The sequence below is a fragment of the Pseudomonas sp. P108 genome, from assembly GCF_032613195.1.
GTDB lineage: Bacteria > Pseudomonadota > Gammaproteobacteria > Pseudomonadales > Pseudomonadaceae > Aquipseudomonas.
Genome location: NZ_CP126691.1, coordinates 3,010,752 through 3,033,412 on the forward strand (window position 1 = coordinate 3,010,752; position 22,661 = coordinate 3,033,412).

Below are 22,661 nucleotides of genomic sequence, written 5' to 3' on the forward strand. Positions count from 1 at the left end.
AAGCCCGCGTATTGCGAGCCTTCTGCCGTGGGGTGCTGCTCCTTCAGCTGGTTTCAGTATAGACCCGCTTCTGATCGGCATCAGACTGAAGACTGGCGGGCCGGTGATAGGGTACTGGCTGCGTTGAGGCGTTTGCATTCACGTCGTGCGTCCTCTTCCGCGTCGTAGCCATCGCCGATGAAGCCGCTAGTACGCGTGTCGCAGATGCGAAACCAGCTTTGCGCTTCGGCTGGATCATGCTGGCTGTCACCGGCGCGTCGACCGTGAATGATGATCTTGTTGCAACGCTTCACGACGAAAATGTCTTCCATGGCGTCACCGCAGCTGATTCGTGTCAGATCAACTATAGAAGCCCTCGGCGATCGTGCAAAAAATACCCAGCTCAGCTCGTCGGTTGCCAGCGCCAGCCTTCGCGGTGCCAAGTCAAATGATGGCTCGGGTTTAACGCGCGCAGAAACGCCTGATCGTGGGAAACCGCAACAATCGCCCCGGGAAATGTCTGCAAGGCGAGTTCGAAAGCTTGCACCGACGGCAGATCCAGATGGTTGGTGGGCTCATCCAGCAGCAGCAATTGTGCGGGTGTCTGGCGCCACAGCGCCAAGGCGAGGGCAGCTTTCAAGCGTTCGCCACCACTGAGCGAGGCGCATGGCCGCGTGGCGCGCTGTGCGTCCAGTTGTAATTGCGCGAGGTAACTGCGCAACGTGCCTTCGCTCAGGGGCGTTTGCTGGGCCTGTAATTGATCGACAATGGAAATGTGGTCATCCAGCAGTTTCAGCTGTTGATCGAGGAAGGCAAAAGGCACATGCGTGATGCACTCGCCACTTGATGGCGTCCATTCACCCGCCAGCAATTTCAACAGCGTCGATTTGCCACAACCGTTGTGACCGCTGACTGCGATGCGCAGCGGTCCCTGAATGGTGAGGTCAAGCCGGGTGGAGGGCGCATCTGCCGGCAACCATGGCAGACACGCGTCGATCAGTGTGCACACTCGACGATTGTCGGGAACCGCACTGCCCGGCAGATTGATCAGCACGCCGTCGTCCGGCAATACGTTTTCGTACGCCTTATGCACGCGCTCATCCAGATCGGATTTGCGTGCCTGATGGCCGACCTTTACGTAGCCCATGATGTCTCGCGCGGCCGCTTTCAGCGCAGCCCGTTCGAAGCCAGAGACGTTAGCGGTTTGTGCGTTGCGACGGCTGCCGGCTGCATGGCGCTGAATGGTGTCGTGCTCGCGTTGCAGTCGCGTACGTTCGCGCTGACGTTCGATGCGGGCCTGATCGAGTTGTGCCTGCGCTGCTTGTTGATGTATTCGGCGTTGCTCGGTGAACTCCGAAAATCTGCCGCTGAAAACTGTAGCCCCCAGCGGCGTCAGTTCGACGATTCGCTGCATCTGCTCCAGCAATTGCCGGTCATGACTGACGACGATCAGTCCGCCACGCCAGCGGTCGAGCGAGCTCATCAGCCACTGTCGACCGGCAGTGTCGAGGTGATTGGTGGGTTCGTCGAGGACGAGCAATTGCGCCTGACTCAGCAGCGCACCGATCAAGGCAATCTTGGCTTGCTGGCCGCCGCTGAGATGTTCGGTCAGATCCGTCGCGGTGATATCGGTCAGCCCAGCCTCATCAAGCATTTGACGCAAGCGTTCTGCCAGATCCCAGCGTTCGTCGATAAGGTCGAAATCTTCGGCTGTTGCACGACCCTGTTTAAGTCGTTCCAGTGCGCCGGTCACCGGGGCTGTTCCTGTCGCGTCAGCTACGGTTTGTCCACGTGTGGTGACGAAGGTTTGCGCGACATAGTGCGCGGACGCTGAACGTGCCACGCTGCCGAAATCAGGCTGCAACTGCCCGGCAATCAAGCGTGCGAGCACACTTTTACCGACGCCATTGCGCCCGACGATAGCGGTCGGTTGACCATCGAAACTCAGGTTCAGGGCTTCGAACAGCGTTACGCCATTGGTGAACTGAAAACCCAGTTGATTCAGGGAAACGAGTGCGGCTGTACGCGAGACGTGAGTCATCGGCACCTCCAAAAATGTCGTGAAAACTGACAAGCGCCGAGAGCGGCGTGTCGCGATTGCATTTTTAGAAGGCTGAGTTGTTCACTTCTGCGGTCATCCGGAGGAGGGGAAGGTCGCTAGCCTAGATGACGCTGCGCAGTGGATCAAGGTGCGTCGGTCATTTCGCTCATTCGCTCGAGAAACATTGCCAATGCGACTTCCTCGGCCCGCAAGCCCTTGCGCACACGCGGACGAGGCAGCTCAGCGAGCGCGCCGAGCATGAATTTTTCCACCACGGCAGGGTGGATGTAGCATTTTCGGCAAACCGCCGGGGTGTTGCCGAGTTGCTTGGCGACGCCTTTGACCATCTCCACCACATGCCGTTTGGCTTCGGTCTCGGATGCCCATTGCAACTCACGCAACACCGCCAGGGCTAAAGCACTACCGGCCCAGGTGCGGTAATCCTTGGCGGTGAAATCGGCGCCGGTGAGGGTCTGCAGGTAGGCGTTGACGTCGGAGGAACTGACGGTGTGGCGCTCGCCGTTTTCATCCAGATACTGGAACAGGTTCTGCCCGGGAATCTCCAGACAACGCTTGATGATGCGCGCCAGGCGCCGGTCCTTGACGGTGATCTGATGTTCGATGCCACTCTTGCCGCGAAACTGGAACAGGATCGCGCTGCCGTTGACCTCGACATGTCGACTGCGCAGGGTGGTCAGGCCATAGGAGCGGTTGTCGCGGGCGTATTGTGTATTGCCGACGCGAATCAGTGTGGCGTCGAGCAGGGTGATCACCGTGGCCATGACCTTGTCGCGACTGAAGCCGGGCGCGGCCAACAACGCCTCCAGTTGTTGGCGCAACTTTGGCAGCGCCAGACCGAACTCGCGCAGCCGCGAATACTTGTCGGCATCGCGCACTTCGCGCCAGCGCGCGTGATAACGATATTGCTTGCGGCCACGGGCATCACGGCCGGTGGCTTGCAGATGACCGCGCGGGTCGGGGCAGATCCACACATCGGTGTAGGCCGGCGGCACGGCGAGCGCGTTGATGCGTTTGATTTCGTCAGGGTCGCTGATGCGCTCGCCCGACGGTTCGAAATAGCTGAACTTGCCGCGCAGTTTTTTGCGGGTGATACCGGGCTGGGTGTCATCGACGTAATGCAGATCGGCTGGCAGTTCTACGGTCAGCGCGGTGTCGGGCATGGCGGTTTCCTTCGGTGGCGCGGCGGTCTGTAAAAGGATTGACCGCATGCCGCTGCCGTGGTGCCGAATGATTTAAGCGAGGACCGCAACTGCTTTGATCTGCGCCCACAATTGCTGGCCCGGGTGCACACCCAACTGATCTCTGGAATAGCGCGTGATGCGCGCGAGCAGCGGGGTGCCGCCAGCATCGAGACGAATCAGCACGTGGGCGGCGTTATCGGCCGATTGCTCGCTGACCACCGTCACCGGCAGTCGATTGAGAATGCTGCTGGCCTCGCTGTTCTGCAGGGTCAGGCTGATGTCCCGGGCGTGCACTTTGCAGCGCAAGGCCTGGCCCAGTGCCATCGGCGCGTGGGTGACGCGAATGCTCATCTCGGTGGCCGGTAGCTGCAGGCTCAGCAATTGATATGCGGCGTCGTAAGCGCTGACCTGACCTTCAATGATCACGCCGGCGTCATCGCCCATCGCCATCGGCAGATCCAGACGTGCGAGGGTTTCGCCAATCGGGCCGCTGGCCAGCGCTCTGCCTTCGCTGAGCAGCACCAGATGGTCGGCCAGCCGTGCGACTTCATCCTGCGCATGGCTGACGTACAGCAGGGGAATGTCCAGCTCGTCATGCAGGCGTTGCAGGTACGGCAGGATTTCACGTTTGCGCTGACTGTCGAGCGCCGCCAGTGGCTCATCCATCAGCAACAGTTTCGGGCTGGTGAGTAACGCTCGGGCGATACCGACACGCTGGCGTTCGCCGCCCGACAAATGTTGCGGATGGCGTTCGAGCAAATGACCGATGCCCAACAGTTCGGTGGCCTGCGCCATGTCGACCCGGCGCTGGGACTTGGCGATGCGCTTGAGGCCGAATTGCAGATTGGCCAGCACCGACAGATGCGGGAACAGGCTGGCCTCTTGAAACACGTAGCCGAGCGCACGTTTGTGGGGTGGGACGAAAATGCCATTTTCGCTGTCCTGCCAGACTTCGTCATTGATCTGAACGAATCCTTGTCCGGCGCGCTCAAGCCCGGCGATACAGCGCAGGCAGGTGGTTTTGCCAGAGCCCGAGTGCCCATAAAGCGCGGTCACGCCACGACCCGGCAGGTTCAGGTCGACATCGAGGCTGAAACCCGAATAGACCCTGTTCAAACGTACATCGATCATCGATCAGCTCCAGCCTGCGCGGGTCTTGCGGCTGGAGTACAGCGCCAGCAACACCAGAAACGAGAACACCAGCATCGCCCCGGCCAGCCAGTGCGCCTGTGCGTATTCCATCGCTTCGACGTGGTCGTAGATTTGCACGGAAACCACGCGGGTCTTGTCGGGAATGTTGCCGCCGATCATCAGCACCACGCCGAACTCACCGACGGTATGCGCGAAGCCGAGGATCGCCGCCGTGATAAAACCGGGGCGGGCCAGCGGCAGAATCACGCTGAAAAAAGTGTCCCACGGATTGGCGCGCAAGGTCGCGGCCACTTCCAGTGGACGGGTGCCGATCGCCGAAAAGGCGTTTTGCAACGGTTGCACCACGAACGGCATGGAATAGATCACCGAACCGATCACCAGTCCGGTGAAGCTAAAGGTCAGGGTGCCCAGCCCCAGCCATTGGGTGAACTGGCCGAGAAAGCCGTGCGGGCCCATCATCAGCAGCAGATAGAAACCGATCACCGTTGGCGGCAAAACAAGGGGCAGGGCGACGATCGCCCCGATCGGGCCGCGCAGCCACGAACGGGTGCGCGACAGCCACAGGGCAATCGGAGTGCCGACAACCAGCAGGATTGCGGTGGTCAGGGACGCCAGTTTCAGTGTCAGCCAGATCGCCGCGAAATCGGCACTCGTCAGCGACATTTAGAGTTGGTAACCGTAGGACTTGATCACCGCAGCGGCTTTCGGGCCTTTGAGGTATTCGACCAGTGCCTTGGCGGCGGCATTGTCTTTGCCTTTGTTCAGAATGACGGCGTCCTGTTTGATCGGGTCGTGCATATCAGCAGGGACGATCCATGCCGAACCGCTGCTGACTTTGCCATCCTTGTAGATCTGCGACAGGGCGACAAAGCCCAGTTCGGCGTTGCCGGTCGAGACGAACTGGTAAGCCTGAGTGATGTTCTGGCCTTCGACGATCCTGGCTTTGGTGGCCTCGGTCAGTTTGAGCTTTTCCAGCACTTGCGTGGCGGCCAGGCCGTATGGCGCGGCTTTCGGGTTGGCGATGGACAGGTGCTGGTACTCGTTCTTTTTCAAGACCTCGCCCTTTGCATCGACATAACCTTCTTTCGCTGACCACAGCGCCAGAGTGCCAATGGCATAGGTGAAGCGCGAACCCTTGACGGTGTCGCCTTCTTTTTCGAGTTTTTCCGGGGTGGTGTCGTCGGCGGAAAGAAACACTTCGAACGGCGCGCCGTTCTTGATCTGGGTGTAGAACTGGCCAGTGGCGCCGTAAGCTGCAACCAGTTTATGCCCGGTGTCTTTTTCGAAATCGGCAGCGATGGCCTGGATCGGCGCGGTGAAATTGGCCGCAACCGCCACCTGCACTTCATCGGCCTGTACAGCGCCGACGGCGAATACCGCAAGCAAAGAGGCCAGACAGCTAGGGGCAAAACGCGAGGCACGAATGGTCATGTAACAGCTCCGTGGTTGGCAGGTGCAGAGGGCAGCTATTGTTGGAAATGGACTGCGCCGATGCGAGGGGTGTTCGCTATATAGCGAAATATATAGCGAAATGCCGCCAAACAGGAAGTGTTGGTTAGAACCAGAGTGAGGGCGCTCGACACCTCACTGTGCCTGGCGTCATTGGCGAGTGAGTTTTGCCAGTGCGCCTTCGGCTAATTGCCGGGTCAATTCTGCACTGCTCAAGTCCTGACCCAGGGTGAATGCCTGACCGGCCCAGAGGTTGGCAAACTCGGCCTCGTTGATCGCTCGCAACGGCATCAATGCACCGCCGGCCAAGGGAAATGCCGGCGCCTTCGGCGACATCGGGCCCAGCTCACGCATGACGCGGTTGAGAATGCCACGCGCTGGACGTCCGGTGAAGAGATTGGTGATCGCGGTTTCGCTTTCCTTGGCGGTACGCAGTGCTTTGTGGTGAGTGGCGCTGACTTTTGCTTCCGGTGTGAACAGATAGGCGGTGCCGACCTGTGCCGCCGACGCTCCCAAAACGAACGCCGCCGCCACGCCTCGCGCATCGGCAATGGCGCCGGCGGCAATCACCGGTAGGTTCACCGCATCGACCACTTGAGGCACCAGGGCAAACGTACCGACCTGACTGCTCAGGTCATCACTGAGAAACATGCCCCGATGACCGCCAGCCTCGTAGCCCATGGCGATAATCGCGTCGCAGCCGTGCTGTTCCAGCCAGATCGCTTCATCGACAGTGGTGGCCGAGGACAGAATTTTTGCACCGGTCGCCTTGACCCGATCAAGCAGGGATTTTTCTGGCAGACCGAAGTGAAAGCTCACGACCTCAGGTCGAAATTCTTCCAGCACTGCGCAGGCTGCCGCATCGAACGGCGCCCGATTGGACACCGGCGTCGGTGCGTCGAAATCGGCGCCCAGTTCGCGGTAGTACGGCTCGAGCAGATGCTTCCATTCACGCGCGCGTTGCTCATCGGCCGCCGGTGGCTGATGGCAGAAGAAGTTCACGTTGAAAGGCTTGTCGGTGTGTTGGCGAATGGTTTTCAGCTCTTCGCGCAATTGCTCGATGCTCAGCATGGCGGCCGGCATCGAGCCCAGGCCACCGGCATTGCACACGGCGATGACCATGGCCGAATTCGTCGCGCCGGCCATCGGGCCCTGAATGATCGGCAGTTCAATGCCGAGCAGGTCAAGAATGCGCGTGTCTGGCCATTGGCTCATGAAGGCTGGTCTCCGAACGGTGAAAGGCAGAGCCGGTTTTTAACAGCAAAACCGGATCCGCAGCCAGTTCGAAATTCAGAACAACCCGTGCAGTTTTTCAGCGTCGATGAAATCCGCCGCCTCCACCGCCGCCAAACGAGTGATTCATGAATTGCGAGGAGTTGTGAAAGTTGTTGGTCCGCTGGTTGCCGAAGTTGCGCGCAGCGGAGTCACGGTTGAGGTTCTGCAACTGCGCATTGTTGTTGATGGGTGCGCTGCGGGTCGCGCCGCCGCCGACCATCGACTGCCAGCCGTTGTCGGTCTTTTTGTACACGTTGCCGTCGTGGCCGGCATAAACGTTGTCGCCGACGCGTGCAGCGCCGCCGTTGCGTCCGCGAATGCCGCCATATTGGGTGGTGTTGCCGGTGTTGGGGTTGTATACGGCGCCCCGGTTGGCGGTGACCTGCGTACCGTTGCGCACGTTGCCGGCGGTGACCCGTTCGCCGGCAATTGCGCCACCGTTCGGTCCGACTGCCACGCCGCTGCGTCCGGCTGCGTAATTGCCGGTGTAGACGTTATGTACGGCGCCCCGTTGACCGGCGGCTGCGACGCCAGTGCGGGAGTTGTAGGAAGCGCCGACCTGACCGGCCCAGCGATTGCCAGTCCAGGCGTTGTAACCGGCGCCGTAGCGGCTGACCGTGGCCCGGTCGCCCCACTGATGATAAATGTTGCCGGTGGTGCCGGCCCAGCCACCGGGACCCCAGGCCACTGCGCCACCGCGATAACCGTAAGCGGCGCCACCCCAGGCCAAAGGCGCCGGATACAGATGCGGACCCCAGGCGTAACCCCAGCCGTAGTTGCCCCACCACGGGTAAGCGCCCCAGCCCCAACCCATCGCTACAGTGCTGCCGCCCCAGCTCCAGCCAAAGCCGAAACCAAAGGTCCAGCCAGTCCACGGCGTATAGCGGATGGCGACGCCGAAACCGTAAGTCACCGGCGGCCCATACCAGACGCTGCCCACCCACGGTGTGTAGGGATAACCGGTGCCATACACCACGACGCCCGTGGCCGGATCCAGATTCGAACCCTGATACCCCGGCGTGTAGCCGACCACTACCGTGTCCCCGCTGGACTCGTAGACTTTGACGTAGGTGAGGTAATGCATCGGCGAACTCGGCGGGATCGAATAGATCACTGCCGGCACGGAACTGGCGACAACCCAAGGGCCATTTACCGTGGTGGCGGTGAACCAGATACCGTTCTCCACCGCATACCAACTGTTGTTGTCGACTCGGATGATGGGCGTGGCGCTGTTGACCAAGTATTGCAGGGGTGTGGTGTTGATGGCTTTGAGTTGCGGCTCGCCATCGAACTGCGGCGCGGTCATTTTAACCGCGCTTTTGTTGATGGCCGACGTCTGTGGAATGGTCGCGGCAATGGCCGCTTCCTTGGCTTGCGGCGTGCCGGCGACCGAGGCCTTGACGTTCTCTTTCGGGCTGTCGTCGGGAATGTTGGCGAAGTCCGCCGGCAGTTTGTCTGCGGGGGTAAACGTCCACGGGCCATTCATGTCAGTGGCGCGAAACCAGCGCCCGGAGATCAGCACATAGCTGTTCTGGTCACCGATTTCCTTGAAGATGTGCCCGGTGGTATTGCTGACATACAGCAACCCGGTGCCCTGAATGGGCGTCCATTGCGCTGCGCCGTCAGTAACCAGTAATTCCGTGGGGGTGGTGACGATGAAAATCTTCGGTTGTGGCGGTTTGGCCAGGCTTGGAATCTTGTCTTTCGGATCGCTTTGCCCAGTCAGCAGATCCACTTGCCGGCTCTGAATGGCGACCTGTTTGGCTTTCTCCAGCTCGGCAAACGGTGTGGCCAGGCGGGTATACGCGCCATTGATCTGGTCCGCGACCATCCAGCCATCAAAGACGTGCAGATAATGTTTGCCCTGCGCGTCTTTCAATAACAGCGGGCGAGTATTGATCACCCGCTGCAGCGCCGTGCCTTCTACCGGTCGGTACGCCGCGTCGCCATCGATATAGACGAGCAGGGCGGGTACGTCGGAACTGATAATCGTCGGCGGGGTGTTTTCCAGCGGCGCGCTGTCGGCTTTCTGTTCTGCAGAGAGTACGCCGACTGCAGCTTCGAGCTGATCAAGCGAAATGGTTTTCTTGCGGTTCTCGGCGTCTTTCTGCAGCGCCGCGACCCAGGTGTCGGCTTGAGTGGCATCGGCCGGGAAGTCGGCCTTGATGATTTTGTACTGATCCAGCGCGACCCAGCGCGTAGCCTTGTCGACCAGCGTATGTGCGCTGCACTGGACAATTCCGTAGGTGGACTTGCCATCGGCGCCGGTGGCTTCAACGGCCGCGCGAGCGTTGAGGGTGTAACCGTCCCAGCTGTCGAGTTGCGGCTGATACACCGTCAGTTTCGCTTTGCCGCTGCTGATGACTTGCGGCCAGGTCGGCTCGCTCGGGGCCTCTGCGGCCGGTGCTGCCCAGGCACTGCCGAACGCCAGCAGACACAGCATCAACATCACAAGTAACGAGCGCGGGTAAGGCATTGTCAGCTCCATCGACAGGCCGATTTCTGAAGGAATAACGGCGAAACCACGACCGTCGAAAAAGCATAGCCGCCCGCCATGGAAATACCCGGCCGATTTGCCGATTGGCGCAAAGTCGAATGTGGCAGCGTGTTGCGATGTGGTATTTCAGGGCACGACATTCCGAAACCAGTCATGCGAGGCAGTCATGTTCAGCGCCATTGTGATCGACAAAGACGACAGCGGTTATCGCGCCAACCTGCAGCAGGTCAACGAAGAGCAATTGCCCGAAGGCGATGTCACCGTCGGCGTTGCGTACAGCACGCTGAACTTCAAGGATGGCTTGGCGATTACCGGCAGCAGTCCGGTGGTGCGCAAGTTTCCGATGGTGCCGGGAATCGACCTGGCGGGCAGCGTAGAAGCCAGTTCCCACCCCGACTATAAAGTGGGTGATCAGGTGCTGCTGAATGGTTGGGGCGTCGGCGAGAATCACTGGGGCGGACTGGCGCAGAAAGCACGGCTCAATGGCGACTGGCTGATCCCATTGCCCAAAGCCTTCACGGCGGCGCAAGCCATGGCCATCGGTACGGCCGGATATACCGCGATGCTGTGCATTCTGGCGCTCGAGCGCAACGGCGTGACGCCAGAGCAGGGTGAAGTGCTGGTAACGGGCGCCAATGGCGGCGTCGGCAGTTTTGCCATCGCACTGCTGAGCAAGCTCGGCTATCGCGTCGTCGCATCCACCGGCCGCGTTTGCGAGCATGAATATCTGCAGCAATTGGGCGCTGGCGAAATCATCGACCGCGCGACCTTGTCAGCGCCCGGTAAACCACTGGCCAAAGAGCGCTGGGCAGCGGTGATCGACTCGGTGGGCAGTCACACCCTGGCCAATGCCTGTGCCAGCACTCGCTCCGAAGGCACCGTCGCCGCGTGTGGTCTGGCGCAGGGCATGGATTTCCCGGCTTCGGTTGCCCCGTTCATTTTGCGTGGCGTGACCCTGGCCGGCATCAACAGCGTGACCCAGCCCAAGGCTCGCCGTCTGGAAGCGTGGGATCGACTGGCCAAGGATCTGGATTTCTCGTTGCTGGCATTGATCAGCCATGAAATCGGTCTGAGTGAGGCCATTGATGCGGCGCCAAAGTTGCTCGCCGGGCAACTTCGCGGACGGGTTGTGGTGGACGTCAATCGCTGATAGCTGTTTACCCTGGGTCTTTCAAGGCTGCGTCTCGCGCTCAAGCAACTGACGCTTGCGCTCGACGCCCCAGCGATAGCCCGAAAGGTTGCCATCGCTGCGCACCACGCGATGGCAAGGGATCGCCACTGCCAGGCGGTTGGCCCCGCAAGCCTGAGCCACCGCGCGCATGGACGTCGGTGCGCCGATGCGCTGGGCAATTTCGGCGTAACTGGCCGTGTGGCCCGCCGGAATTTCCCGCAGTGCTTGCCAGACACGTTCCTGGAACGCCGTGCCGCGAACGTCCAGCGGCAGATCCAGGCCAATCGCCGGAGCTTCGATAAATCCCACCACCTTGGCGATCAGTTGTTCGAAACCGGCATCGGCGCCGATCAGGTTGGCCTGGCGAAACTGATCCTGCAGATCGCACACCAGTTGATGCGGATCGTCGCCCAGCAGAATCGCGCACACCCCACGCTCGCTTTGCGCCACCAGAATCGCGCCGAGCGAGCACTGGCCAACGGCGAAGCGGATGTCGTTGTTCTTCCCGGCCGCACGATAGTCACCCGGTTTCATGCCCAGCAAATGATCCGCTGACTCGTAGAAACGGCTGTTGGAATTGAAGCCCGCGTCGTACAGCGCATCGGTCACCGAACCGCCATCTGCCAGACGCTCACGGACTTTGCGCGAACGATGGGCCGTTGCGTAGCCTTTGGGCGTCAGTCCCGTCGCGGCTTTGAAGACACGGTGGAAATGAAACGGACTCAGGCCGGCGGTCTCCGCCAGTTCATTCAGTGCCGGCAAGGTCTCGGCGGATTCGATAAGACGGCAGGCAATGGCGACGGTCGCGGCATGCTGCGCGGCCACATCACTCTGATCTTTGCTGGCACGCTTGCTCGGACGATAGCCCGCGGCTTCGGCCTGTTCAGCAGTATCGAAAAACTCGACGTTCTGCGGTTTCGGCAGCCGTGAGAGGCTGCTCGGACGGCAGTAGATACCCGTGGTTTTTACTGCGTAGACAAATTGCCCGTCCGCCCGTGAGTCTCGCGCAACCACAGCGGCCCAGCGTGGATCGTTTTCGGTGTTGAAGGTGGTCGAAAGCGTTTTCATGAGCGGTTATCCGTTGACCTGTTTGATTCAGGTTAACCAGCGTCGCAAGGCACAACACTCCGGGCCTTGCGGTCGAACTTTTTGCAGATTATCCGGCCATGCGAAAGGTCAGATTGATCCGCTGTTCACCCAGACGTGGATGCCGGCCCTGTTTGATCGGCAGCACACCGTGATAGCGCAAGCGATCAACGCCGCCCCAGACCACCATGTCGCCATGCAGCAAGGCAATGCGCTGGCTCTTGTCGCTGCGACTGAAACCACCGAAGAGGAACATCGCCGGCAACCCGAGTGACAGCGAAACGATCGGCGCGCTGTAGGACTTTTCGTCTTTGTCCTGATGCAATGACATCTTGGCACCGGGGAGATAGCGGTTGATCAGGCAGGAATCAGCATTGAAGTCAGTAAATCCTGCTCGCACCGCTGCCGACTGCGCGAGTGTCGAGAATACTTGCGGCATCGCTGGCCAAGGCAAATCACTGAGCGGATCGACGCTCGAGTAACGATAACCGTGGCGATCAGTAATCCAGCCCAGAGCGCCGCAACTGCTGGTGCCCACCGACATGCTGAATCCACCCGGTGTGACCATGTGGCGCAAGGGGGCTACGGCAAGAATCGCATCCAGCGCCGGCAGGATCTGCTCGATCAGCGGCAGGGCGAAACCATGCAGCACCCACGATTGCTCGCCAATCTGTTCGGCGCGCGGGCGTTGCTCGGGTTCGTGATCGGCGAAGAGATCGAAAGTGTTCGGTTGCATGGCAGTCATGTGGCGTCGTGAAAGATGATGCCTAGGGTATGCCTTTTTCCACTGTGCAGGCGACTGACGCCATGGCGCATGGTTACCCGATAATCACCGCGCAGGCCTTTGACCGGGCGCTGGTTGACAGCAAAGATCACCGCATCTCCTTTCTTCAGATCCAGCACGTGCGGCCGAGATTGCATGCGCGGGCGTTGTTCGGTGAGAACAAATTCGCCCCCGGAAAAGTCTTGACCGGGTTCTGACAGAAGAATCGCCACTTGCAGTGGAAATACCGATTCGCCGTACAAATCCTGGTGCAGGCAGTTGTAGTCCTGCGGGCCGTACTGCAATAGCAGAGGAGTCGGGCGGGTCTGACCGGCGGCATGACAGCGCTGTAGAAATTCGGCGTGATCCAGCGGAAAACGCTCGGCCAGGCTCATGCGTTCGTACCAGCGATTGGCCAACGGAACCAGGCGTGGATACAGCGCGCAGCGAAGGCGTTCTACGGGTGTCGGCAGGGGGTAGCGAAAGTATTTGTACTCGCCGCGACCGAAACCGTGGCGGGCCATGATGACCTGCGAGCGAAACGGTTCGGTCTGCGGATACAGCGCACTCAATCGATCACAGGTTTCGGCCTGCAGCAGCGAACGGATGATCGCACAGCCGTCCTGATCCAGTTGCTGCTCAAGGCTTGCCCAGTCGAGCGAATCCAGCCGGGAAGGGGACATCGACATGCTGACTCCTTGACTCATGGTCGAAGAAAGTCAGTCTAGGCAGGGCCTTGCGGCAGAACACTCCGCCGCTTGCGGTCGAATTCCTGTCGGTGCTTACAGCGCTTTGCTGACGGCGATCTCACTGATCACGTCGTCGCTCTGGCCGTGAAGGGCATCCAGAGCAGCCTTGGCTTCTTCTTCAGTGCCGTTTTCCAGCTGCGCGAACTCGAAGCGGCGCTCGCCATTGAGTTTGTATTTGATGACGTATTTGGTCGTTTGGGCCACGGTCATGCATTCCTTCCTGGTTGAGCGACGTGTCTCAGCTGAGTTTGGTGCTGGAACGACGGATGATCTTGATCGAGTGAGTCAGTGTCGGCTTGCGCGTCACGCTGATCGCACGGCGGTTGACGGTGTCGATGGTGATGTTCCAGAAACCGGTGCTCGGCGCGGTAATACGGGCCGGGAAGGTGTCGAAGGCGCCGCCGTGATAGGTGTGACGGCCGCCATTCTTGAAGCTGCGGAAGTTGGCGTCGTTCATCAGACGGATGTTGCACATTTGCGAGCATTGGATGACGACGATGTCGTCTTCGTTGAGGTGTTCGCGCTGGTGAATGAATTTCATGGGCGCCTCCAGAAGGGCTTTTTCTACAAAATCAAAACGATAGCTTGTCGATTGGGCGCAGTTTATCAGCCCGCACGGGTTATTATCTGGCCGTCGGGCGTTGGTTTGACAATTTTGAACAGATATTCGCAATCGGATGCGGGTTAAATGCAGAAGACCCCGGAGAAAAACGGCATTTGTGCTGTCGGACGGTCTTTAACGGAGGTTTTGTATGAAGTGGGGTGTGGTGTGTCTGCCGTTGGTTCTGGCTGTGGGTGGTTGTGCGAGTGTTTCCGAAATCAATGAAACGCTGCCGACCATGAGCGTAATCTCCGGCAAGAAACCCCATGAATATGCCCAGTGTCTGGCCGAAAAGCTGGCAGACAGCCGCGGCGCGCTGCAAGTCCAGCCGCACAAGGACGGGGTTCGGGTGATCGTGCCGGGGAAACTTTCCACCGGCGCAGCAGCGGTGTTTGATATCGAAGATCGCTCGGGTGGCAGCAGCATAAAGCTGCATGAGCGCATGTCGAATGTGCCGGTTCGCCCGCGTGATGTGCAACGCGCCGCCAATGCGTGTATTTCCGGCTGATAGACTGATCATCATCAGCACCAATGCCGTCGCAGCGATGCTGTGACGGCATTTTTATTTCTGGAGTCGCGATGAAGCGAGAGCAAGTACGTGAGCGCCATGCAGAGGGCCTTATCTCTGCCACCCATGTCATCCAGAACCCGGCGAATCCGGGGGAGTGGATCGTGTTTTTCAAGAAGAGCGCCGGACGCAGCTACTTTCTGGTGGACGATAATGACGAAGTCGAGTCGTTCGCTCGCCTCGACGATCTGATCGAAGTCGTGCGCGGACTCGGTATCAAGTTCGCCGAAATTCACATGTAAGGTTTATTTGCAGACCACCACAACGCTACGGTTCTTGTAGTTGCCGACATCGACGCCAAGGGTTTTGTCACTTTCTTTGGGCTGAGGCGTGCCGTCTGTGCCGACGATGCGATAACCGGTGCCTGCGCAGGACGCGTCGGCTTTTTCATAGCAGCTCGCCCAGGAATTGGCTTCGCCGGAGCAATCGATGGCCAGGCCCTGTTCGCCGTTTTTCAGGTAAGCAGGCTGAGATGTGGCACAGCCGGCCAGTGCCAATACCGCAATCAGTGGCAGCAATTTTTTCATGGTCATGTTCATGGTCTTCAGCGAGGGGGACTAGACGCTGTGACAGCGCCGGTGGCAAAAGGTTATAGCGTTTGGCCACTTGTTTGTAAGTGGGCACAAAAAAGCCCTGCTCAAGGGCAGGGCTCGGGCGTATCGCAGCTGATCAGTCTTGATCTTTGCCACGGCGTTTCGCCGATGCCGGCGTGTCCGTGAACACGGAAGCTACATCAGTCGCCATTTGTTCGCTGTCGAAAGGCCCGGCGATGTGTTCGCCATTGGTGGTGGTCAGCGTCCACTTGCCGTCTTTCTTGTCGATCACATACCCGTTGATGATTTTTACCGCAGCCATCTATCTGTCTCGTTCGCTGGTTCAAAGGCGCCATGATACCGGCAAATGCTGGCATTGGGGGGCGATGAGCGTATGGTAATCCGGATTGTCGACAGCTTTGAGCTACGCTGATCTGGCTGCGCCAGGATGTCGATGGAACTATCGGCGAGAATATTTCTCTATGTTGGCATCGGTTAGCCAGTGCGGGGCATTGTAAGGTGCACGCCGCCTGATTAGACTGCGCCGAAACTCGTACACACAGCCCTTTCAAGGACTTATATGATCAAGAAATGCTTGTTCCCAGCAGCCGGTTACGGTACTCGCTTCCTGCCAGCGACTAAAGCCATGCCTAAAGAAATGCTGCCGGTGGTAAACAAGCCACTGATCCAGTACGGCGTTGAAGAAGCTCTGGACGCTGGCCTGACGGAAATCTCCATCGTCACCGGTCGTGGCAAGCGTGCTCTGGAAGACCACTTCGACATCAGCTACGAGCTGGAAAACCAGATCAAAGGCACCGACAAAGAGAAATACCTGGTCGGTATCCGCAAACTGCTCGACGAGTGCTCGTTCTCCTACACCCGTCAGACCGAAATGAAAGGTCTGGGCCACGCGATCCTGACCGGTCGCCCGCTGATCGGTGACGAACCGTTTGCCGTGGTCCTGGCGGACGACCTGTGCGTCAACCTCGAAGGCGACGGCGTACTGACCCAGATGGTCAAACTGTACAAGCAGTTCCGCTGCTCGATCATCGCCATCCAGGAAGTCGATCCGCAGGAAACCAGCAAGTACGGCGTGATCGCCGGCGAAATGATCCGCGACGACATCTACCGCGTGCACAGCATGGTCGAGAAGCCAAAGCCGGAAGACGCGCCATCGAACCTGGCAATCATCGGTCGTTACATCCTGACCCCGGACATCTTCGACCTGATCGAACAGACCGAGCCAGGCAAGGGCGGTGAAATCCAGATCACCGACGCCCTGATGAAGCAAGCCCAGAACGGCTGCGTCATGGCCTACAAGTTCAAAGGCAAGCGTTTCGACTGCGGTGGTGCTGAAGGCTACATCGAAGCCACCAACTTCTGCTTCGAGAACTTCTACAAGACTGGCAAGGCTTACTAAGAGCGCTTGATCGGTTTGCAAGAAAAACCCGCTTCGGCGGGTTTTTTCATTTTACGCCCCCATATGACTGGCAGTGCTTGCCCAATGGGTGTCTGCAGGTATGCTGATCCCCTGCCGAGGAGATAGAAATGGCCTACGATTTTGACCTTTATGTGATTGGTGCCGGTTCCGGCGGTGTGCGTGCTGCGCGTTTTGCGGCCGGTTTCGGTGCAAAAGTGGCGGTGGCGGAAAGCCGTTATCTGGGCGGGACCTGCGTCAACGTCGGCTGTGTGCCGAAAAAACTGCTGGTGTACGGTGCGCATTTCGCCGAAGACTTCGAGCAGGCGTCCGGTTTTGGCTGGAGCCTGGGTGAGGCGAATTTCGATTGGGCGACGCTGATCGCCAACAAGGATCGCGAGATCAATCGCCTCAACGGCATATACCGTAATCTGCTGGTCAACAGTGGTGTGACCTTGCATGAGGCGCACGCGAAGATCGTTGGCCCGCATGAGGTTGAGGTGAATGGTGAGCGCTACACCGCGAAAAATATTCTGATTGCCACCGGTGGCTGGCCGCAGATTCCGGAGATTCCGGGGCGCGAACACGCGATCGGTTCCAATGAAGCGTTCTTCCTAAAAGAGCTGCCAAAGCGTGTGCTGGTGGTTGGCGGCGGTTACATCGCGGTCGAGTTCGCCGGAATTTTCCACGGCCTCGGTGCAAACACCACGCTGCTGTATCGCGGCGATCTGTTCCTGCGCGGCTTTGATGGCTCGGTGCGCAAGCATTTGCAGGAAGAGCTGACCAAGCGTGGTCTGGATCTGCAGTTCAATGCCGATATCGCGCGCATCGACAAGCAGGCTGACGGCAGCTTGAAAGCCACTCTCAAGGATGGTCGTGTGCTGGAAGCGGATTGCGTGTTCTACGCCACTGGGCGGCGTCCGATGCTCGACAATCTGGGCCTGGAAAACACCGATGTGCAGCTCACCGACAAAGGCTTTATCAAAGTCGACGAGCAGTACCAGACCAGCGAGCCATCGATTCTGGCGCTGGGCGATGTCATCGGTCGTGTGCAACTGACGCCCGTGGCGCTGGCCGAAGGCATGGCGGTGGCGCGGCGTCTGTTCAAGCCTGAGCAGTACCGTCCAGTGGATTACAAGATGATCCCGACTGCGGTATTCAGCCTGCCGAACATCGGTACAGTCGGTTTGACGGAAGAAGAGGCGCGCGAAGCCGGCCACGATGTGGTGATCTTCGAAAGCCGTTTCCGACCGATGAAGCTGACCCTGACCGAGTGTCAGGAGAAAACCCTGATGAAGCTGGTGGTCGACGGCAAGACTGATAAGGTTCTCGGCTGTCACATGGTCGGCCCGGACGCTGGCGAGATCGTTCAGGGTCTGGCGATTGCGTTGAAGGCTGGCGCGACCAAGCGCGACTTCGACGACACGATCGGGGTACACCCGACAGCCGCCGAAGAGTTTGTGACTATGCGTACGCCGGTCGGCGCTTAAGCGCTTTTCGGTTTGTCTGTGTCTGGCGCTGCCGCAACGGTAGCCGCCAGACGCTGGCTTTCTTCCAGGCTCGTCCGAGCCTTGTTCAATTCCTTTTCCAGTGACTGGTTGAGCAGCGTCTGCTCCTCGATGTTCTGCTTGAGTGTCTGGCTTTCCAGTGTGGCTACGCGCAGGCGTTCCTGGAGGAGGGTGCGTTCGCTGTCGACGCGGGTCGCTTGCTCCAGCAGTTGATCCTGACGCTGATTGCTTTGCTTGAGCTGATCCTGCAGCAAGCTCAGCTCGCGCTGCGTGCCCCGGTTTTCCGTAAGCAGGCGTTCGTTGTCGCGGTGCAGTTGCGTGATCTCGTCCTGACGAACCAGCGCACTTTGCTGCGCCTGACGCAGTTCGGCCTGAATCTGTTGCACTTGTGCTTCGTGACGGCTCTGTTCCTGCTCGCGCTGCTCTTTGCTGGCGTTGCGATAGTGCTCCAGTGCATCGCGAGCATGCAGGTGTTTTTCTTCCAGCGAGCGGATCTGCTCGTCCTTGTCCTGCAGGCGCAATTCAAAGTCGGCCAATGCCTGATTCAGTCCGGCATTGCGGGTTTGCTCGGTTTGCAGCATCGATCGGGTGTTGTTCAGGGCTTCGGACTCACGCGCCAGCGCTGCGCCTTGAATGTCGTGCTCCTGTTCGAGCTTTTCCAGCGCCTGGCGAGTTTGTTTCAGTTCCGACTCCAGTGCTTCGCGCTGCTCCTCGAACTGCTCGCGGGCCTGCTCGATAGGCTCTTGCGCCTGCTCTTTGAGGCGTTGGGCGAGGCGCGAGACGAGGGCGGTCAACTCATCATTGATCGGCTCTGCCGAGGCTTCAACTGGCTGCGCGCCGTCATCCAGCTCTTTCAGATAGCGATGGATCGTGGTTTTCGAGCCGGTGTTGCCCATTTCAATGCGTACTGCATCGATGCTCGGGTGTTCGCCACGGGCGAGGATTGCTGTGCGCGCGATCTGCACGAGGGCTTTGGTAATGCCGCCACGGGCCATGTGAACTCCTACGGTTACGTACTGTGGTACATGCCACTAAAGTACGCAGTGTACCATCTCAAAAATAAAGATAAACCTTTGATAATTAAGACGCGGGATATACTGGTATTACCCAGTGTCAGACGGCAAAATGCGTTTCTGCATCCCTGTCTCAGTACGCCAGCGAGAAAACAGCCCATGAGCGATCTGGATCGCTATCTGCAAGCCGCCACCCGCGATAACACCCGCCGCAGCTATCGCGCGGCCATCGAGCATTTCGAAGTGAAGTGGGGCGGGTTCTTGCCGGCCACAGCCGATAGCGTTGCGCGTTATCTGGTGGCACACGCCGAAGAGCTGTCGATCAATACGTTGAAGCTGCGCTTGTCGGCGCTGGCGCAGTGGCACAACAGCCAGGGGTTTGCCGATCCAACCAAGGCGCCGGTGGTGCGCAAAGTCTTCAAAGGCATACGTGCGTTGCATCCGGCGCAGGAGAAACAGGCGGAGCCGCTGCAGTTACAGGATCTGCAGCGAGTGATTGATTGGCTCGAACATGAAGTACAAACCGCGAGAGAACAGCAGGATCGGCCCTTGCTCCTCAAGGCTTACCGTGATCGCGCACTGATTCTGCTGGGCTTCTGGCGCGGCTTTCGCAGCGACGAGTTGTGCCGCTTGCAGGTCGAGCACGTGCAGGCCCACGCCGGCAAAGGCATCACCTTGTATTTGCCGCGCAGCAAGGGTGATCGGGAAAACCTCGGGCAAACCTATCAAGCGCCGGCACTACTCAAGCTCTGCCCGGTGCAGGCCTACATCGACTGGATCACCGAAGCGGCGCTGGTGCGTGGCGCGGTTTTCCGCAGCATCGACCGTTGGGGCAACCTGAACGAGGAGGGGCTGCACGCCAACAGCATCATTCCTCTGCTGCGTCAGGCATTGCAGCGCGCTGGTATTGCCGCCGAAAACTACACCAGCCATTCCCTGCGCCGAGGCTTTGCCACGTGGGCCCATCAAAGCGGCTGGGATCTGAAATCATTGATGAGTTACGTCGGCTGGAAGGATATGAAGTCCGCAATGCGCTATGTTGAAGCCAGCCCATTCCAAGGGATGGCTCGGATTACGGATAACCCGGCTTCGTCGTAGATATCGTTTTCTTCTATTAATACAGTCGGCTAATAGCGAAAACAAATCAGCAGCATCAGGTTTGCCAATGAGCCATCCGTCAAGTGAGTGGGTAGGATTCACCCATCGAATTCACAACCACTGACGGAGAGTCATCAATGCCTATCATCAACAGCCAAGTAAAACCGTTCAAAGCTACCGCGTTCAAAAACGGCGACTTCGTTCAAGTCTCGGACGCTGACCTGAAAGGCAAGTGGTCGGTCGTGTTCTTCTACCCAGCCGACTTCACCTTCGTTTGCCCAACCGAGCTGGAAGACCTGGCTGACAACTACGCTGCCTTCCAGAAACTGGGCGTAGAGATCTACAGCGTTTCCACCGACACCCACTTTGCCCACGCTGCCTGGCACAACACTTCGCCAGCCATCGGCAAAATCGAATACACCATGATCGGCGACCCGACCCACGCCATCTCCCGCAACTTCGACGTGCTGATCGAAGAAGTTGGCCTGGCTGACCGTGGCACCTTCGTGATCAACCCTGAAGGCCAGATCAAAATCGTTGAGCTGAACGATGGCGGCGTTGGCCGTGACGCTTCCGAGCTGCTGCGCAAGATCAAGGCTGCTCAGTACGTTGCTGCTCACCCAGGCGAAGTTTGCCCAGCCAAGTGGAAAGAAGGCGAGGCCACTCTGGCGCCGTCCCTGGACCTGGTCGGCAAGATCTAAGTCTGTGACACGCAACTCAGGGCGGTACGCCGCACCTTCTTAAGTACGCTGCACCGCCCAATAAAAATGCCCGGGCGAGTTTCGCTCGGGCTTTTTTTCGCCTCAAAATAAAGGAAATCGCCCGTATGTTGGACGCCAATCTTAAAGCCCAGTTGAAATCGTACCTGGAACGGGTCACCCAGCCGATCGAGATCGTTGCCTCCCTCGACGACGGTGCGAAATCCCGTGAAATGCTGGACCTGCTGAAAGACGTTGCCAGTCTTTCGAGCCAGATTACTTTGATCGACAGCGGTGACGACGCGCGCAAGCCATCGTTCTCGATCAACCGCCCGGGCGCCGACATCAGTCTGCGTTTCGCCGGCATCCCGATGGGCCACGAATTCACTTCGTTGGTACTGGCCTTGCTGCAAGTCGGCGGCCACCCTTCGAAAGCCAGTGTTGAAGTGATCGAGCAGATCCGCTCGCTCAAAGGCGAGTTCAGCTTCGAGACGTACTTCTCGCTGTCTTGCCAGAACTGCCCTGACGTGGTCCAGGCACTGAACCTGATGGCCGTGCTCAACCCGAACATTCGCCACGTCGCTATCGACGGTGCGTTGTTTCAGGACGAAGTCAATGATCGCAAGATCATGGCCGTGCCGAGCATCTACCTCAACGGTGAAAACTTCGGTCAGGGCCGCATGAGTCTGGAAGAGATTCTCGCCAAACTCGACACCGGCGCGATCGAGCGCCAGGCCGAGAAAATCAGTGCCAAAGAAGCTTTTGATGTACTCGTCGTCGGTGGTGGCCCGGCCGGTGCTTCGGCAGCGATTTACGCCGCACGCAAAGGTATTCGCACGGGTGTTGCGGCTGAGCGCTTCGGCGGTCAGGTGCTCGACACTATGGCCATCGAGAACTTCATTTCCGTGCAGGAAACCGAAGGGCCAAAACTGGCCACGGCGCTGGAAGAACACGTCAAACAGTACGACGTCGACATCATGAACCTGCAGCGCGCCGACAAACTGATCCCGGGCAAGAATGGCGAACTGCACGAAGTCCGTTTCGCCAGCGGCGCGACCCTGAAAGCCAAAAGCGTGATTCTGGCGACTGGCGCGCGGTGGCGCGAAATGAACGTGCCGGGCGAGCAGGAATACCGTAACAAAGGCGTGGCGTACTGCCCGCACTGCGACGGTCCGTTGTTCAAAGGCAAGCGTGTGGCGGTCATCGGCGGCGGTAACTCCGGCGTTGAAGCGGCCATCGATCTGGCCGGTATCGTTTCGCACGTAACCCTGCTGGAGTTCGATGTACAGCTGCGCGCCGACGCCGTATTGCAGCGCAAACTGCACAGCCTGCCGAACGTCACCGTGATCACCAGTGCACAAACCACGGAAGTCACCGGTAATGGCGAGAAGGTCAACGGCCTGCGTTACAAGGATCGCAACACTGACGAGCTGCGTACTGTCGAGCTGGAAGGGATCTTCGTGCAGATCGGTTTGCTGCCGAACACTGACTGGCTGAAGGGCACTATCGAGCTGTCGCCGCGTGGCGAGATCATCGTCGATAACCGTGGTGAAACATCGATCCCGGGCATCTTCGCTGCGGGCGACGTGACCACTGTGCCGTACAAGCAGATCGTGATTGCGGTGGGCGAGGGCGCCAAGGCTTCGCTGAGCGCATTTGATCACTTGATCCGCACGTCGGCGCCGGCTTGAACGTCCTGCCAGAAATGAAAAAACCCGTGAGCGATCACGGGTTTTTTTATTGTGCGTCAAAAGCGGCCCCTCACCCCAGCCCTCTCCCGAAGGAGAGGGAGCCGACCGAGGTGCCTGGCGTTTTCCATCGACCTGAAAGCGCCAGTCGATTATGGATTCAACGCCAATCT

General features: G+C 59.1%; 24 protein-coding genes. 8 read left to right on the forward strand and 16 right to left on the reverse strand.

Going from position 1 to position 22,661, the window contains the following annotated elements; translation table 11 throughout:
- Nucleotides 1–80: 80 nt before the first annotated feature.
- The 8 genes from QOM10_RS13200 to QOM10_RS13235 all read right to left on the reverse strand — a co-directional run bounded on the left by QOM10_RS13200 (nt 81) and on the right by QOM10_RS13235 (nt 9,574).
- Nucleotides 81–311: a hypothetical protein gene (locus tag QOM10_RS13200; protein WP_127927163.1), complete on the reverse strand. Its 231-nt coding sequence runs from the start codon at nt 309–311 to the stop codon at nt 81–83.
- 71 nt (nt 312–382) lie between these two features.
- Complete coding sequence (locus tag QOM10_RS13205) at nt 383–2,020, reverse strand: ATP-binding cassette domain-containing protein (protein ID WP_316918232.1); 1,638 nt, start codon at nt 2,018–2,020, stop codon at nt 383–385.
- Nucleotides 2,021–2,163: 143 nt separating this feature from the next.
- Nucleotides 2,164–3,201 (reverse strand): DNA topoisomerase IB, encoded by a 1,038-nt coding sequence (locus QOM10_RS13210; RefSeq protein WP_150752103.1) that lies wholly within the window; start codon nt 3,199–3,201, stop codon nt 2,164–2,166.
- A 72-nt stretch (nt 3,202–3,273) separates the two neighbouring features.
- The gene (modC, locus tag QOM10_RS13215) at nt 3,274–4,353 is read right to left on the reverse strand and encodes a molybdenum ABC transporter ATP-binding protein (protein WP_316918233.1); all 1,080 of its coding nucleotides are present in this window, start codon (nt 4,351–4,353) and stop codon (nt 3,274–3,276) included.
- A 3-nt stretch (nt 4,354–4,356) separates the two neighbouring features.
- Nucleotides 4,357–5,037 carry a molybdate ABC transporter permease subunit gene (modB, locus tag QOM10_RS13220; RefSeq protein ID WP_103307181.1) on the reverse strand — a complete coding sequence of 227 codons (681 nt, stop codon included), beginning with the start codon at nt 5,035–5,037 and terminating at the stop codon, nt 4,357–4,359.
- A complete protein-coding gene (modA, locus tag QOM10_RS13225; protein ID WP_150752062.1) occupies nt 5,038–5,805 on the reverse strand; it encodes a molybdate ABC transporter substrate-binding protein in 768 nt (255 codons plus the stop codon).
- Between the two features lie 168 nt (nt 5,806–5,973).
- Nucleotides 5,974–7,038, reverse strand: coding sequence for a nitronate monooxygenase (locus tag QOM10_RS13230; protein ID WP_316918234.1), 1,065 nt, complete (start codon nt 7,036–7,038; stop codon nt 5,974–5,976).
- A 97-nt stretch (nt 7,039–7,135) separates the two neighbouring features.
- Entirely contained in the window at nt 7,136–9,574 is a 2,439-nt protein-coding gene (locus QOM10_RS13235; RefSeq protein ID WP_316918235.1) for an autotransporter, read from the reverse strand.
- A gap of 187 nt (nt 9,575–9,761) precedes the next feature.
- Between QOM10_RS13235 and QOM10_RS13240 the strand changes: the two genes are divergently transcribed.
- Complete coding sequence (locus tag QOM10_RS13240) at nt 9,762–10,745, forward strand: MDR family oxidoreductase (RefSeq protein WP_150752065.1); 984 nt, start codon at nt 9,762–9,764, stop codon at nt 10,743–10,745.
- 21 nt (nt 10,746–10,766) lie between these two features.
- On the opposite strand, the gene ada is transcribed toward QOM10_RS13240, so the two are convergent.
- The 5 genes from ada to QOM10_RS13265 form a co-directional block, all read right to left on the reverse strand.
- Nucleotides 10,767–11,834 (reverse strand): bifunctional DNA-binding transcriptional regulator/O6-methylguanine-DNA methyltransferase Ada, encoded by a 1,068-nt coding sequence (ada, locus tag QOM10_RS13245; protein ID WP_127927176.1) that lies wholly within the window; start codon nt 11,832–11,834, stop codon nt 10,767–10,769.
- A gap of 88 nt (nt 11,835–11,922) precedes the next feature.
- Nucleotides 11,923–12,588, reverse strand: a complete 666-nt coding sequence (gene alkB, locus QOM10_RS13250; protein ID WP_316918379.1) for a DNA oxidative demethylase AlkB — start codon at nt 12,586–12,588, stop codon at nt 11,923–11,925.
- A 5-nt stretch (nt 12,589–12,593) separates the two neighbouring features.
- A complete protein-coding gene (locus QOM10_RS13255) occupies nt 12,594–13,304 on the reverse strand; it encodes a 2OG-Fe(II) oxygenase (RefSeq protein ID WP_127927178.1) in 711 nt (236 codons plus the stop codon).
- 93 nt (nt 13,305–13,397) lie between these two features.
- Nucleotides 13,398–13,574, reverse strand: a complete 177-nt coding sequence (locus QOM10_RS13260) for a hypothetical protein (RefSeq protein ID WP_158013179.1) — start codon at nt 13,572–13,574, stop codon at nt 13,398–13,400.
- A gap of 28 nt (nt 13,575–13,602) precedes the next feature.
- Nucleotides 13,603–13,905, reverse strand: a complete 303-nt coding sequence (locus QOM10_RS13265) for a DUF1883 domain-containing protein (RefSeq protein WP_007912251.1) — start codon at nt 13,903–13,905, stop codon at nt 13,603–13,605.
- A gap of 211 nt (nt 13,906–14,116) precedes the next feature.
- On the opposite strand from QOM10_RS13265, the gene QOM10_RS13270 reads away from it, so the two are divergent.
- Nucleotides 14,117–14,473 carry a hypothetical protein gene (locus QOM10_RS13270; RefSeq protein ID WP_127927180.1) on the forward strand — a complete coding sequence of 119 codons (357 nt, stop codon included), beginning with the start codon at nt 14,117–14,119 and terminating at the stop codon, nt 14,471–14,473.
- Between the two features lie 71 nt (nt 14,474–14,544).
- Nucleotides 14,545–14,775 (forward strand): hypothetical protein, encoded by a 231-nt coding sequence (locus QOM10_RS13275; protein ID WP_127927182.1) that lies wholly within the window; start codon nt 14,545–14,547, stop codon nt 14,773–14,775.
- A gap of 3 nt (nt 14,776–14,778) precedes the next feature.
- Here the strand turns inward: QOM10_RS13275 and QOM10_RS13280 are convergent, their stop codons facing one another.
- Entirely contained in the window at nt 14,779–15,060 is a 282-nt protein-coding gene (locus QOM10_RS13280) for a hypothetical protein (protein ID WP_174245118.1), read from the reverse strand.
- 142 nt (nt 15,061–15,202) lie between these two features.
- Nucleotides 15,203–15,388 carry a hypothetical protein gene (locus tag QOM10_RS13285; RefSeq protein WP_007912238.1) on the reverse strand — a complete coding sequence of 62 codons (186 nt, stop codon included), beginning with the start codon at nt 15,386–15,388 and terminating at the stop codon, nt 15,203–15,205.
- 258 nt (nt 15,389–15,646) lie between these two features.
- Between QOM10_RS13285 and galU the strand changes: the two genes are divergently transcribed.
- The gene (galU, locus tag QOM10_RS13290) at nt 15,647–16,486 is read left to right on the forward strand and encodes a UTP--glucose-1-phosphate uridylyltransferase GalU (protein ID WP_007912230.1); all 840 of its coding nucleotides are present in this window, start codon (nt 15,647–15,649) and stop codon (nt 16,484–16,486) included.
- A gap of 128 nt (nt 16,487–16,614) precedes the next feature.
- Nucleotides 16,615–17,973: a glutathione-disulfide reductase gene (gene gorA / locus QOM10_RS13295; protein WP_160039743.1), complete on the forward strand. Its 1,359-nt coding sequence runs from the start codon at nt 16,615–16,617 to the stop codon at nt 17,971–17,973.
- Here gorA and QOM10_RS13300 read toward each other — a convergent pair.
- Nucleotides 17,970–18,986 (reverse strand): DNA-binding protein, encoded by a 1,017-nt coding sequence (locus QOM10_RS13300; protein WP_316918236.1) that lies wholly within the window; start codon nt 18,984–18,986, stop codon nt 17,970–17,972. The two genes, gorA and QOM10_RS13300, sit on opposite strands and share 4 nt — an antisense overlap.
- Nucleotides 18,987–19,163: 177 nt before the next feature.
- Here QOM10_RS13300 and QOM10_RS13305 point away from each other — a divergent pair, with 177 nt between their 5' ends.
- From QOM10_RS13305 to ahpF, 3 genes are all read left to right on the forward strand, one after another.
- Nucleotides 19,164–20,102, forward strand: coding sequence for a site-specific integrase (locus QOM10_RS13305; protein ID WP_316918237.1), 939 nt, complete (start codon nt 19,164–19,166; stop codon nt 20,100–20,102).
- Between the two features lie 137 nt (nt 20,103–20,239).
- Nucleotides 20,240–20,803, forward strand: a complete 564-nt coding sequence (ahpC, locus tag QOM10_RS13310; protein WP_007912224.1) for an alkyl hydroperoxide reductase subunit C — start codon at nt 20,240–20,242, stop codon at nt 20,801–20,803.
- A gap of 125 nt (nt 20,804–20,928) precedes the next feature.
- On the forward strand, nt 20,929–22,491 hold the full coding sequence (gene ahpF / locus QOM10_RS13315) for an alkyl hydroperoxide reductase subunit F (protein WP_316918238.1): 1,563 nt from the start codon (nt 20,929–20,931) through the stop codon (nt 22,489–22,491).
- The last annotated feature ends 170 nt before the right edge of the window (nt 22,492–22,661 follow it).

Bases quoted from the DNA above. Each gene is read 5' to 3' on its own strand.
- QOM10_RS13200 (WP_127927163.1), bottom strand. From the start codon at position 311: ATGGAAGACATTTTCGTCGTGAAGCGTTGCAACAAGATCATCATTCAC.
- QOM10_RS13205 (WP_316918232.1), bottom strand. From the start codon at position 2,020: ATGACTCACGTCTCGCGTACAGCCGCACTCGTTTCCCTGAATCAACTG.
- QOM10_RS13210 (WP_150752103.1), bottom strand. From the start codon at position 3,201: ATGCCCGACACCGCGCTGACCGTAGAACTGCCAGCCGATCTGCATTAC.
- modC (WP_316918233.1), bottom strand. From the start codon at position 4,353: ATGATCGATGTACGTTTGAACAGGGTCTATTCGGGTTTCAGCCTCGAT.
- modB (WP_103307181.1), bottom strand. From the start codon at position 5,037: ATGTCGCTGACGAGTGCCGATTTCGCGGCGATCTGGCTGACACTGAAA.
- modA (WP_150752062.1), bottom strand. From the start codon at position 5,805: ATGACCATTCGTGCCTCGCGTTTTGCCCCTAGCTGTCTGGCCTCTTTG.
- QOM10_RS13230 (WP_316918234.1), bottom strand. From the start codon at position 7,038: ATGAGCCAATGGCCAGACACGCGCATTCTTGACCTGCTCGGCATTGAA.
- QOM10_RS13235 (WP_316918235.1), bottom strand. From the start codon at position 9,574: ATGCCTTACCCGCGCTCGTTACTTGTGATGTTGATGCTGTGTCTGCTG.
- QOM10_RS13240 (WP_150752065.1), top strand. From the start codon at position 9,762: ATGTTCAGCGCCATTGTGATCGACAAAGACGACAGCGGTTATCGCGCC.
- ada (WP_127927176.1), bottom strand. From the start codon at position 11,834: ATGAAAACGCTTTCGACCACCTTCAACACCGAAAACGATCCACGCTGG.
- alkB (WP_316918379.1), bottom strand. From the start codon at position 12,588: ATGCAACCGAACACTTTCGATCTCTTCGCCGATCACGAACCCGAGCAA.
- QOM10_RS13255 (WP_127927178.1), bottom strand. From the start codon at position 13,304: ATGTCGATGTCCCCTTCCCGGCTGGATTCGCTCGACTGGGCAAGCCTT.
- QOM10_RS13260 (WP_158013179.1), bottom strand. From the start codon at position 13,574: ATGACCGTGGCCCAAACGACCAAATACGTCATCAAATACAAACTCAAT.
- QOM10_RS13265 (WP_007912251.1), bottom strand. From the start codon at position 13,905: ATGAAATTCATTCACCAGCGCGAACACCTCAACGAAGACGACATCGTC.
- QOM10_RS13270 (WP_127927180.1), top strand. From the start codon at position 14,117: ATGAAGTGGGGTGTGGTGTGTCTGCCGTTGGTTCTGGCTGTGGGTGGT.
- QOM10_RS13275 (WP_127927182.1), top strand. From the start codon at position 14,545: ATGAAGCGAGAGCAAGTACGTGAGCGCCATGCAGAGGGCCTTATCTCT.
- QOM10_RS13280 (WP_174245118.1), bottom strand. From the start codon at position 15,060: ATGAAAAAATTGCTGCCACTGATTGCGGTATTGGCACTGGCCGGCTGT.
- QOM10_RS13285 (WP_007912238.1), bottom strand. From the start codon at position 15,388: ATGGCTGCGGTAAAAATCATCAACGGGTATGTGATCGACAAGAAAGAC.
- galU (WP_007912230.1), top strand. From the start codon at position 15,647: ATGATCAAGAAATGCTTGTTCCCAGCAGCCGGTTACGGTACTCGCTTC.
- gorA (WP_160039743.1), top strand. From the start codon at position 16,615: ATGGCCTACGATTTTGACCTTTATGTGATTGGTGCCGGTTCCGGCGGT.
- QOM10_RS13300 (WP_316918236.1), bottom strand. From the start codon at position 18,986: ATGGCCCGTGGCGGCATTACCAAAGCCCTCGTGCAGATCGCGCGCACA.
- QOM10_RS13305 (WP_316918237.1), top strand. From the start codon at position 19,164: ATGAGCGATCTGGATCGCTATCTGCAAGCCGCCACCCGCGATAACACC.
- ahpC (WP_007912224.1), top strand. From the start codon at position 20,240: ATGCCTATCATCAACAGCCAAGTAAAACCGTTCAAAGCTACCGCGTTC.
- ahpF (WP_316918238.1), top strand. From the start codon at position 20,929: ATGTTGGACGCCAATCTTAAAGCCCAGTTGAAATCGTACCTGGAACGG.